Here is an 11,608-nt window from a genome sequence, read left to right on the forward strand (position 1 = left end):
TCCCGGTTCGGGGTCCGCGCTGCGTCGGCGTACGCACCTGCGGGCGTCCGGTCCAGGACCCGCGCTGCGTCGGCGTACGCGCCTGCGGGCGTCCCCGGGGGGCCTGGCCGCCCTCGCCCCGCCCTGCCCCGCTCTGCCCCGGGTCAGCCCGCGAACGGCGGGTGGGCCAGTCCCTTCCCCGCCCCCGGCACCACGAACAGGGAGCCCGCCGGCGCGGGCGGCTCGGTGAGGCCCACGCGAGCCGTGGTGATGTACAGATCGCTCAGGTCGGCCCCGCCGAAGGCGCAGGCCGTGACCAGCGGCACCGGCAGCTCGATCACCCGGTCCAGCTCACCGTCGGGGGTGTAGCGCCGCACCGCCGACCCCTGCCACAGGGCGACCCACACGCACCCCTCGGCGTCCACGGTCAGCCCGTCCGGGAAGCCCGCGCTCTCCTCGATCTCGGCGAGCGTCCGCCGCCCGGTGATCCGCCCGTCCGCGTGGTCGAAGACGTCGACCCGCCGGGTCGGGGAGTCGACGTAGTACATGAGGCGCCCGTCGGGGCTCCACCCCGTGCCGTTGCTGACGGCCACGTCGTCGAGCACCACGTCGACCGAGCCGTCCGCGGTGACGCGGGACAGCGTCCCGCCCCCCGGTGCCTCGTCGTAGCGCATCGTGCCCGCCCACAGCGCGCCGTCGGGTGCGACGGCGGCGTCGTTGGCGCGGCGGCCGGGGACCGGCTCGTGGTGGAGCCAGCGGAACGTGCCGTCGGGGTCGAGGAGGCCGATCCCGTCGCGCAGGTTCAGCACCAGACCGCCGCCGGCGCGGGGCTTGACGGCGCCGATGTGCTGTTCCGTGCGGCGCACGGCGCGGCGTCCGGTGGCCGGGTCGTAGGTGTGCAGGCGGCAGCCGAGGATGTCGATCCACAACAGCCGGCCGGTCGCCGCGTCCCAGGTGGGACCCTCGCCGAGCTCGGCCTCGGCACGCACCGCGACCTCGTACGACGTCGTCATGCCGCGCCCCGGTGCCCGAGGTGCTCGGACAGCTCGGCGGCGCCCTTGGCGGCGAGCTGCTCCAGCTCGGCCCGGCGCTCCTCGCTCCAGCGGATCATGGGCACGGAGATCGACAGGGCGGCGACGACCTGCCCGGTGCGGTCGCGGACCGGAGCGGCCACGCAGGACACGTCAGGGTTGGACTCGCGGTTCTCCACGGCGAGGCCCCGCTCACGGATCTCGGCCAGGGCCTCGCGCAGGGCGCCCGGGTCGGTGATGCTGTTGGGGGTCATCGCGACCAGCTCGGCGCCGTCGGGGATGCGCGCGGTGAGCTCCTGCTCCGGAAGGGAGGCCAGCAGCATCTTGCCGACGGACGTGCAGTGGGCGGGCAGCCTTCGGCCGGCCGCCGACACCATCCGCACGGCGTGTGTGGAGTCGACCTTGGCGATGTAGATGACGTCCGTGTCCTCGAGGATCGCCACGTGCACGGTCTCGTCGCAGGTCTCGGCGACGGTCCGGGCGACCTGCTGGCCCTCGGCCGCGAGGTCGAGCTGCTCGGAGTAGCGCGCACCGAGCTGGTACGGGCGCACGCCGAGCCGGTAGCGTCCGGGCTGGCCGGGGATCGGAACGATGTACTTCCTGGCGGCGAGCGTGGTCACCAGCTCGTGCACGGTGGTGCGCGGCAGCTGGAGCCGGCGCACGATGTCGGGGGCGGAGAGCGTCCCGTCCCCGTCGAGAAAGAGCTCGAGAATGTCGAGAGCCCGGGTCACAGCTGGTACGAGGCGTCCCACGACCGGCACCCTCCCTAAATGTCTCAGGCGCCTGTGTTCGAGATTTCAACAGGCGATCGGCATGACGAACACAGGCTAGCCATAGAGGAATGCCCGGGCAATGGGTAGCGGCCCTGAGCGAGAACGTCGGCTCCGCGATCGTCAGTCTGGGCTGGTCCGGCCCGACCGGGGAGGGCGACGCCGATGTGTCGGTCCTGGTGTGACGGCAGGGCGGCTCCGGTCACCGGGCACGCCGCTCCCGCGTCATTCCCAGCTCACCCCGCAACCGCTGGGCCCGCAGCACCAGTTCCAGTTCGAAGCGGCGGTCGGGGTCGTCGATCTCGTCGCCCCACAGTTCGCGGATCTGGCGCAGGCGGTAGCGGACGGTCTGGGGGTGGACGCCGAGGCGGGTGGCGACCTCGGGGGCGCCACCGCGGGTCTCCAGCCAGGCCAGGAGCGTTTCGGCGAGGCGGCGGCCGTGGGTGGGGCCGCAGTGGGTCAGGGGGGCCAGGCATCGCAGGGCCAGGTCGTCGATGAGTTCCTCGGGCTGGAGGAGGACCAGGGCCTCGGTGTGCTCGGTGCAGTAGAGGACCTCGCCGGAGGGGAGCAGGCCGCGTTCCATCAGGCGGACCGCCGCCTCCGCCCAGCGCAGCGACTTCGCGGCGTCGGTGAGCGGGACGGGTGGGCCGATCGCGCCGGACCAGCCCGCCAGGGCCCGATAGACGAGCTCGGGCCGGCCCGCCGCGTCCGGCTCGGGCACGACCATGCGGGGCTGCTCGTACTCCATGTCGAGCAGGACGCCCTGGCCGACCGCGGGGGCCATCGCCTCACGGGCCGGGCGGAGCAGCACGCCCACCGCGACCTTCGCCGGTAAGGGCCAGCCGATGCGGGCGGCGCGTTCGGTCAGGGCCTCGGAGGGGTCGCCGCGGTGGTGCTCGGCGAGGAGCAGCTCCATCAGCCGGCGTTGCAGGCGCAGGCGTTCACCGGCCTGGCGGGCCGCCGCCTCGGCGTAGCCGCGTACGGACTGGTCGACCAGGCCGTCCAGGTACTCGTAGCCCGCGTCGACGAGTTCGTACATCGCCGGGGGCGGGATCTCCACGCGCTGGCCGATGTCGGCGAACCGGCGCCAGGCCAGGCGTACGCCCATGCGGTAGATGGCCTGGAGGGAGTCGAGGGAGCGGCCGTCTCTGCCCTCGCTGCGGCCGAAGTCCTGGAAGACGCCGGGCGGGACGGTCGGGCGTCCCTCCGAGTGCTCCAGGTGCTGCACGAACACCTCGATGGCGCGGCGGATGCCGACCAGGGCCATCGGCTCGCCGGAGTCGTCGAGGACGACGGGCAGATGCGGGTACTCGCGCTGGATCTCGCGGAGGATCTCCTCGGCGAGCCCGGGCGCCTCGGCCATGGCGATCGCGGCGAACCGGCGCACCTGGAAGCGCGGTACGTCGTGCCAGGCCGAGCGGGTCGGGACGGCTGCGGTGCGGGCGGCCGTCACCGTCAGCTCCCCTGACCGTCTCGCTCGTACGTGATCAGGGGGGTGTTCGGCTGGTCGGGTGTGGCTTCGAGCAGCGCGACCACGCCGAACGCGGCGCCCACGGCGAGGGCGGCGCCGAGCGCGACGGTCAGCGCGGCAGCGAACAGTCTGGACATCGCAGGGTCAGCCTCTCTGTCCGGATTCGTCCGGAGAAACATCCGGAGGTTTCCCCACCCCGGCTTCCCGTCCCTGCCTGTCGCGCCCAGTCTCGACAAGCATTGACACCCCGTCAAGAGCGGCCTACGGTTCCCGGCCCAACCGCACGCGCCGTTTCCCGAGCCGTGTCGGCCCTCTCGTACGTCGAGCCGTCCCAAGCCACTGGAGTGCCCGGATGCGCCGTACAACCTCTCCCTTTTCCCTGGTCCTGCTGGGTCTCGGCACGTTCCTGCTGGTGCTGGCGCCCCTGCTCGCCTGGTACGTGGAGCCGCGTGCCGCGGTGAACCCGATCGACATCGACACCACCGCCGTCTACACCGGCCGGGGCAGCGTCTTCGACACTGACCGGATCGAGACGGTTCACGACCGGACGATCACCGTGACCCAGCGGGTGCGGGGCAACGTCGAGGACAGCGAACGCAGCGGCAACGCCGTCTGGGACGTGACGACCACGGTCGACACCGACAAGTCGCTGCCGGCCGCCGATCCGCACGACGCGCTGGACTTCGTGCCGCACCGCTGGGTGATGGACCGGAAGACCACGCGGCCGGTGCACTGCTGCGGGGAGAAGCCGTACATCGAGGGCGAGGCGTATCTGAAATTCCCCTTCGACGTGCAGAAACGCTCCTACCAGTGGTGGGACAACTCCCTCGGCGACACGGTGGTGCTGCGCTACCGCGGCACCGCGAAGGTCCAGGGCCACACCGGCTACAAGTTCACCGGCTCCGTGCCGCCGACGAGGACCGGCACGCGCATGGTCCCCGGCAGCCTCGTCGACCAGCCGAACCGGCCGCAGGTGCTGGCCGAGGAGTGGTACTCCAACCACGGCTTCGAGCTGGTCGTGGACCAGGCGACGGGCCGGGTGATCTACGCGCAGACCGGACCGCGGCGCACCCTGCGGGCGCCGGGCGCCGAGAAGGACGCGGCGGTGCTGCTGGACAGCCGGAAGGTCTCGTTCACGACCGCGACCCAGAAGGAGGCCGTGCGGCAGGCGAAGCGGGACAGCGGGCAGCTGCGGATGGTCGGCACGACACTGCCGATCGGAGCGGCGGTGGGCGGCTTCGTGCTCGCGGTGCTGGGTGGTGTTCTCGTGGCGCGCGGGCGGAAGGAGCCGGAGAACCCCGTTCCGTCCGATACATCCGGAACGCCCCAGCCCACTCTCACGAAGTGATGTGACGTCAGCTCCAACAAAGCCCGAAATTGTCATGCCGGTGAGTAGCCGTGGCGAACGTCCGGGCGAAAACTGTCCAACCCCACCCCAGCACTTCCCGTCCACACTCCCCTCCCAGGAAGGGCTCGGGCTCCCCACGAGCCGACCCCTCCGTGACGACGACACCCCCACGTTTTCCCCACGCTGAGTTCCGCACCCCAACACGAGTTGGAGCACCCATGCCCCAGCACGTACCGTCCCGGCTGCGTGCCGCGCTCCCCAGTGCGTCGCAGCGCCTTTCGGCGCTCCCCCCACATCCGCGCCGAATCGTTTTCCTTGCCCATCGTGATCTGGACAACCCCTCCGCCGGCGGCTCCGAGCTGCTGGTCGACAGGCTCGCCGACGGACTGACCCGGCTGGGGCACCAGGTGACCCTGCTGTGCGGAGGACCGGCTGCCTTCCGCGACTACCGGGTCGTCTCCGCCGGCGGCCCCTACGGGCACTATCTGCGTGCCCGGTCGGCCTTCACCCGGCAGATCGGCGACTGCGACCTGCTGGTCGAGGTGTGCAACGGCATGCCCTACCTGGCGCCGCTGTGGCACCGCGGGCCGACGCTGACGCTGGTCAACCACGTCCACACGGACCTGTGGCCGATGCGCTTCGGCGGGCCGCTGGCCCCGGCGGCGCGGATCGGCCGAAGACTCGAACACTGGGCGCTGACCGGGGCGCAGCAGCGGAGTCTGCTCGTAGCCGTGTCCTCCTCGACCGCGCACGCGCTGCGGGCGATCGGCGTCGCGCGGGACCGGATCCGCGTCGTGCACAACGGTGTCGAGGAGCCGGGGCCGAGGGCCGAGCGCTCACCGGAGCCGTTGTTCGTCGCGGTCGGGCGGCTCGTCGAGTACAAGCGGATCGATCTGTTGCTGCGGCTGTGGGAGCGGGTACGGCCGGTGACCGGCGGGCGGCTGGTGATCGTCGGGGACGGGCCCGAGCGGGACCGTCTGGAGCAACTGGCCGGTCCCGGAGTCGAGTTCACCGGATATGTGCCCGAAGCAGAGAAGCACCGGCTGCTGTGCGCGGCCTGGCTGCTGCTGCACCCCTCCGCGGTGGAAGGGTGGGGGCTGGTGGTGACGGAGGCCGCGGCGCGCGAGACGCCCGCCGTCGCCTTCGACGTGCCGGGGCTCAAGGACTCCGTGGTCGACGGGGAGACGGGGGTCCTCGCGCAGGGCGAGTCCTCCTTCGCCGCGGCATGGTGCGCGCTGGCCCTCTCCGGGCGACGCAGGGAGTTGATGGGCAAGGCGGCGCGGGAGCGGGCTGCGCAGTTCCGGTGGGACCGGACGGTGCGGCAGTTCCGGGTGGTGGCCGCCGAGGCGGTGAGGGGCTGGGGGCCGTGACACCGCCCGAGCCCGTGACGCCTCCCGAGCGCGTGACTCCGCCCAAGCGCCGTGCCGGTGATGCCGTGCCGCGTGTGCGCCCCTCGACGGGCGACGCCCCGCACCCCGAGGTGAAGGATCCCTCGTTCCGGCGCTCCCTCGCCCTGTTCCGCGCCTTTCTCCGCGAGCAGGACGACCCGGAAGCCTGCTACTCACTGCTCGCCCGCGACGCCGTCGACCAGGTCGAGTCCTACGACGGGCCGGTCGCCGGGCGTACCGTGCTCGACGTCGGCGGAGGCGGCGGGTACTTCACCGGGGAGTTCCGGCGGCGCGGGGCGAACGCGTTCCTCTTCGAGCCCGACCTGGCCGAACTCGGTGAGAAACCCCCCGGCTCGGCCGTTGTCGCCGACGGGTATCTGCTGCCCCTGCGGGACGGCGTCGCGGACGTCACCTTCTCCTCCAACGTGCTGGAGCACGTGGCCGATCCGGAGACGTTCCTCAGCGAGCTCGCCCGGGTGACCCGGCCCGGCGGGCTGATCTACGTGTCGTTCACCAACTGGCTGTCGCCGTGGGGCGGGCACGAATGGGCCCCCTGGCACTACTTCGGCGCCGAGCGGGCCCGGGCCCGCTACCTGCGTCGCACCGGCAAGCCCGCCAAGCACACGCTCGGCGAGAACCTGTTCGCGGTGCACATCGGCTCCACCCTGCGGCAGGTGCGCGCCCGGGACGACGTCACGGTCGTCTCGGCGCGCTCCCGCTACTGGCCCTTCCTCGCGGAGACCGTCGTCAAGGCGCCCCTCATCCGCGAGTTCGCCACCTGGAACCTCCTCCTCATCTTGCGGCGGTGTCCCCCATGACGACCACGGTCCAGGCTCCTCCTCCGGCAGCCGTCCCCACCACCGCGACCACCGCGGGCCCGCCCGACGGCCCGCGGTCGCGGCGCTGGCTGCTCGGCTTCTGGGCCGTGGTGTTCGTGCTGCTCCTCGCGGTGCGGCCGGGGCGGCAGACCTTCGACACCAAGCTCGGTGTCACGGTCGATCCGGGGCAGTTCCTCGCCGATCTCGGCCAGTTGTGGCACGACCGGGCCGGGTTCGGCGGGATCCAGGACCAGTACGTCGGCTACCTGTGGCCGATGCTGCCGTTCTACTGGCTGTGCGACCTCGTACGGCTGCCGGTGTGGCTGGCGGAGCGGCTGTGGCTGTCGCTGATCGTGTCCGTCGCCTTCTGGGGGGCGTTGCGGCTGGCGGAGCGGCTGCGGGTGGGGAGCGGGGCGTCCCGGCTGCTGGGCGCGGTGGCGTATGCGCTGTGGCCGGTGTTCACCACCGTCATCGGGTCGACGTCGGCCGCGGCGCTGCCCGGCGCCTTCCTGCCGTGGGTGCTGCTGCCGCTGACGGACGAGCGGTACGCCGCCCGGGTCGCGGCCCTGCGGTCGGCGCTGCTCGTGCCGTTCATGGGCGGGGTGAACGCCTCGGCGACCCTGGCCTCCCTGCTGCCCGCCGGGCTGTATCTGCTGTCCCGGCCGCCCGGCCCCCGGCAGCGCAAGCTGATCGCCTGGTGGGCCCCGGCCGTGCTCGTGGTGACCGCCTGGTGGTGGGTGCCGCTGCTGCTGCTCGGGATCTACGGCGAGAACTTCCTCCCCTATATAGAGACGGCGCGGACGACCACCGACACCATGTCGGCGACCGAGGCGCTGCGCGGCGCCGGGAACTGGGTCGCCTATCTGCACCTCGGTGAGGCGTGGCTGCCGGCCGGCTGGGCCGTGGCCTCCTCCGTGGTCGTAATCCTCTGCTCGGCCCTCGCGGCCGGACTCGGGCTCGCCGGACTCGCCCGGCGGGACATGCCCGAGCGGCGGTGGCTGGTACTGACGGTGCTGGTGGCGGCGCTGGTACTGCTCGCCGGGTACGGCGGGGCGTTCGGGGCGCCGTTCCACGGGGCCGTGCAGGGCTGGCTGGACGGGTGGCTGTCGCCGTTCCGGAACATCTACAAGTTCCAGACCGGTGTGGCACTGGCGCTCGCCCTGGGTCTGGCGCATCTGGTGGGGGTGGCCGCCGAGCCGCGTGGCGCCCGGCGGGTACGCGGCCGGCGCTTCGCCCCGCTGATCGCGGCCGTGCTGATCCTGCCCGGACTGCTGTGGCCGTACCTCAACGGCTCGATCCTCAACCCGGGTTCGTTCCAGAAGCTGCCCACCTACTGGCAGGCCACGGCCGACTGGCTGGAGAAGTACTCGCCCGACTCGCGGGCCCTGGTCGTCCCGGCGACCGCGCACGGCGTCTACTCCTGGGGCTCCCCCATCGACCAGCCGCTCGACGTGCTCGCCGAGTCGCGGTGGGCGCAGCGCGACTACGTGCCGTTCGGCACCCCCGGCAACCGGCGCGCGATGGACGCCGTCGAGCAGGCTCTGCTGTCCGGTTCCCAAGTGCCCGGGCTCGCGGACTACTTGAGCCGGGCCGGGCTGTACTACGTCGTCGTCCGCAACGACCTCGACCCCGACCAGATCGGCCATGTGCCCACCGCGACGGTCAAGCGGACCCTGGAGCAGTCGGGGTACGAGCGGGTGACGGGCCTCGGGCCGGTGATGACCGGCGGCCGGATCGCGCAGGACGCGCCGCTCCAGGTGGAGGGGCTGTACCCGCGGCAGCGGGCCGTGGAGATCTACCGGCCCACGGGTGCGGACGTGGTCCGGCCCGGGCAGGCCGGGCTCGCCCCGGTCGCCGACACGGCCGTGGTGTCCGGCGGTCCGGAGGCGCTGCTGCCGCTGGCGGAGCGGCTGCGCGGGCGCGCGACCGTGCTGACCGGTGACAACCACCCGGGGCTCGGCACCCCTGCCCTCCAGGTGCTGGGCGACGGGCTGCGACGGACGGACACCCGGTTCGGGCTGGTCAACGCTGGCACGTCGTACACGTACACGCGTGACGAGACCAACGCGCCGGACGCGCTCCAGGACCCGGGTGAGAAGCCGCGCCAGATCCTGCCCACCGAGGGCACCGGTCACCAGACGGTGGCCGAACTGCGCGGCGCCCGTTCGGTGTCGGCGTCCTCGTACGGCAACTGGCTGTTCCACCTGCCGCAGTACGACCCGGTGAACGCCTTCGACGGCAACCCGGACACCGCGTGGGCGGAGGGCGCGCCGGACACACCGGACGGGCAGTGGCTGCGCATCGGCTTCACCGGCTCCTACGACATGCCGACCTCGTTCAAGGTCACGCCGCTGCCGCAGGAGAGCGTGCGCGCCGCCGCGACGAAGGTCCGGGTGGAGACCGAGAAGGGTGAGCGGACCAGCTTCCTCCGGCCGAACGGCATGACCCAGCGGATCAAGGCCCCCGCGGGCGCGACGGGTTGGATGAAGCTGACGATCGTGGACTCCGTGGAGCGCCGGGCCGGTCTGACCGGCGCGGGCTTCTCCGAGATCGGCCTGCCGGACGTGCAGGTGACACGCCTGCTGCGGCTCCCGGCGGACGCCGAGGACGCCACGTCGGCCGCGACCGTCGTCTCCCTGCACCGCGCCTCCGACCCGACGGGTCTGTCCGCGACCGGCACCGAGGCCGGACTGCACCGCCGCTTCACGACCCCGGCCGCCGGGACGTACGAGGTGAAGGCGAGCGCGGTGCCCGTGCCGGGCAGGGAATTCGACGAGCTGCTCTACGAGGTGGCGCCCGAGCAGCAGGCCCGGATCGTCGCCACCGCCGACTCCACGGCGAGCCTCGGCGCGGGCCTGACGGCACGCAACCTCACCGACGGCGACCTGACGACGGCGTGGGTCGCGGGCGACCGGCCGGTGATCCACCTGCGCTGGGAGGGCAAGCAGCCGGTCGGCGAACTGGTCCTGGCCCCCGCCGGCGGCCTGTCCGCCCGGGCCTCCGAGGTGCACATCAGCTCCCCGGACGGCGCGGCCGTCGCCGGCGTCGACGAGAACGGCTGGGTCCGCTTCCCGCCGATCACCACCGACCGGCTCGACATCACGATCACCGAGACGGCCCCGCTGACCCTGCACAACCCGGTCGCCGACGAGGACCTGCGCCTCCCGGTGGGCCTCACCGAGGCGTACTTCCCGTCCCTCGACCAGTACCGCACCCCGCAGCCGGACGGCACCCGGACGTTCTCCCTCCCGTGCGGCAAGGGCCCGGACGTGGCGCTGGACGGCGAGCTGTACCAGACGAGCGCCAAGGGCACCGTGCGGGACCTGGTGGAGCGACGGGGCGTGCGGGTGACGCTCTGCCAGGACGGCCGCGACGACACCGAGGTGCGGCTCTCCTCCGGCGAGCACCGGCTGGAGGGCGGGGACGCCGGCCCGCTGGCGCTGACGGACGTGACCCTGACCCGCGGCACCGTGCCCGAGGCCGCCGCGGCCGGGCGCGACCTGCGGATCCGGGACTGGCTGGGCGACCGGCGCGCCGTGACGGTCGGCTCGGGCGCGGCCTCGTACCTGACGACGTACGAGAACTTCAACGACGGCTGGAAGGCCACCCTGGACGGCCAGGAGCTGACCCCGGTGCGGCTGGACGGCTGGCAGCAGGGCTGGCGGGTCCCGGCAGGGGCGGGCGGCAGCGTGACGCTGACCTACGAGCCGGCCACGACGTACGACGCCGCCCTGATCGGCAGCGGCGCCGGCATCGCGGTCCTGCTGGGCCTGGCGCTGTGGCGCCGCCGCGCCCCCAGCCCCGACGCGCCGCAGCCGGTTCCGCCGCTGCCCGGGCTGTGGCTGGGCACGGTGGCGCTGACGCTGGTCGGAGTGGTGATCGCGGGCTGGTTCGCGCTGCTGGTCCCGGCGCTCGCGCTGCTCGCCGCGCGGCGGCACGCCCTGCTGGTGCCGATCGCCTTCGCCGCCCTGGCCGGCGCCGGGATCGTCGCGGCGTTCGGGGCCGGGGAGCCGGTGGGCGCGGGCGAGGGCGCGTTCGGGCACCTGGCCCAACTGCTGGCGCTGATCGGCCTGTTCGCGGGGCTGGTGAGCCTGCGGGAGGGGCCGCGGCCGTCGCAGGCGCCGACGCGGCAGCTTCCGAGGACGGAGACCGGGGAGGGCAAGCCCGTATGACGGCACCGGTACGCATCCCGTTCCCGGTGGTGGACGAGGTGTCCCGGCACTGCCTCCAGGAGGCGGAACCGGAGACGGTCCACATCGAGGTCCATCTGCCGGGCCCCCTCGATCACGCGCGGCTGCGCAAGGCGTTCCTGGAGGCCCTGCACCGGCATCCGCGGGTCCTGATGCGGGAGGCGCGGGGGCCCTGGTACCGGCGGAGTTACGAGTGGGAGCTGACGCCGGAGCCCGACGTGGAGGTGGTGACCTTCGCCCCGCCGGGCCCACGCGCCCTGCACGACGCCCGGACCCGGGCCCTCACGGACGCCCCGCCGCTGTCGATGTCCCCGCCGGTCCGGCTGGAGGTGGTGGACTCGGTCCTGCTGCTCACCATCAACCACACCGCCCTGGACGGCCCGGCGTGCCTGCGGGTGCTGGCCACGGCCGCCGAGCTGTACGGCGGCCGGGACAACGCCGCCGCGGCGGCCCCGACGCGCGCCGCCGAGCCCCGGCAGGAGGTTCCGGACACCCGGGCCGGCTGGGCGCCACCCGCGCGGGTGGCGCACGGCACCCCCGAGCCCTCCCCCGGCAACGGCCTGCTCGTCACCGAACTCCCCCTCCCGCACCGCCCCAAGGGCTCCCCGTACAC

8 protein-coding genes and 1 pseudogene are annotated in these 11,608 nt (G+C 73.4%); 5 read left to right on the plus strand and 4 right to left on the minus strand.

Going from position 1 to position 11,608, the window contains the following annotated elements:
* Positions 1 to 143: 143 nt before the first annotated feature.
* The 4 genes from K4G64_RS35440 to K4G64_RS35455 all read right to left on the minus strand — a co-directional run bounded on the left by K4G64_RS35440 (position 144) and on the right by K4G64_RS35455 (position 3,388).
* Entirely contained in the window at positions 144 to 992 is an 849-nt protein-coding gene (locus tag K4G64_RS35440) for an SMP-30/gluconolactonase/LRE family protein (protein WP_221759999.1), read from the minus strand.
* Positions 989 to 1,762, minus strand: coding sequence for an IclR family transcriptional regulator (locus tag K4G64_RS35445; protein ID WP_221760000.1), 774 nt, complete (start codon positions 1,760 to 1,762; stop codon positions 989 to 991). The genes K4G64_RS35440 and K4G64_RS35445 overlap by 4 nt, the downstream gene beginning before the upstream one ends.
* A 220-nt stretch (positions 1,763 to 1,982) precedes the next feature.
* Complete coding sequence (locus K4G64_RS35450; protein ID WP_221760001.1) at positions 1,983 to 3,233, minus strand: CdaR family transcriptional regulator; 1,251 nt, start codon at positions 3,231 to 3,233, stop codon at positions 1,983 to 1,985.
* A 2-nt stretch (positions 3,234 to 3,235) separates the two neighbouring features.
* Entirely contained in the window at positions 3,236 to 3,388 is a 153-nt protein-coding gene (locus tag K4G64_RS35455; RefSeq protein WP_221760002.1) for a hypothetical protein, read from the minus strand.
* 215 nt (positions 3,389 to 3,603) lie between these two features.
* Here K4G64_RS35455 and K4G64_RS35460 point away from each other — a divergent pair, with 215 nt between their 5' ends.
* The 5 genes and pseudogenes from K4G64_RS35460 to K4G64_RS35480 form a co-directional block, all read left to right on the plus strand.
* Positions 3,604 to 4,599, plus strand: coding sequence for a DUF3068 domain-containing protein (locus K4G64_RS35460; RefSeq protein ID WP_221760003.1), 996 nt, complete (start codon positions 3,604 to 3,606; stop codon positions 4,597 to 4,599).
* A 218-nt stretch (positions 4,600 to 4,817) separates the two neighbouring features.
* Positions 4,818 to 5,969, plus strand: a complete 1,152-nt coding sequence (locus K4G64_RS35465) for a glycosyltransferase family 4 protein (protein WP_221760004.1) — start codon at positions 4,818 to 4,820, stop codon at positions 5,967 to 5,969.
* A 74-nt stretch (positions 5,970 to 6,043) separates the two neighbouring features.
* Positions 6,044 to 6,805, plus strand: a complete 762-nt coding sequence (locus tag K4G64_RS35470) for a class I SAM-dependent methyltransferase (protein ID WP_308122578.1) — start codon at positions 6,044 to 6,046, stop codon at positions 6,803 to 6,805.
* Positions 6,802 to 10,977 carry an alpha-(1->3)-arabinofuranosyltransferase gene (locus K4G64_RS35475; RefSeq protein WP_221760005.1) on the plus strand — a complete coding sequence of 1,392 codons (4,176 nt, stop codon included), beginning with the start codon at positions 6,802 to 6,804 and terminating at the stop codon, positions 10,975 to 10,977. Before K4G64_RS35470 ends, K4G64_RS35475 begins: the two co-directional genes overlap by 4 nt.
* A pseudogene (locus tag K4G64_RS35480) lies at positions 10,974 to 11,608 on the plus strand (condensation protein); the annotation flags it as partial. The gene K4G64_RS35475 and the pseudogene K4G64_RS35480, both read left to right, overlap by 4 nt.

Source organism: Streptomyces sp. WAC04114 (assembly GCF_019733245.1).
Lineage (GTDB): Bacteria > Actinomycetota > Actinomycetes > Streptomycetales > Streptomycetaceae > Streptomyces > Streptomyces massasporeus_A.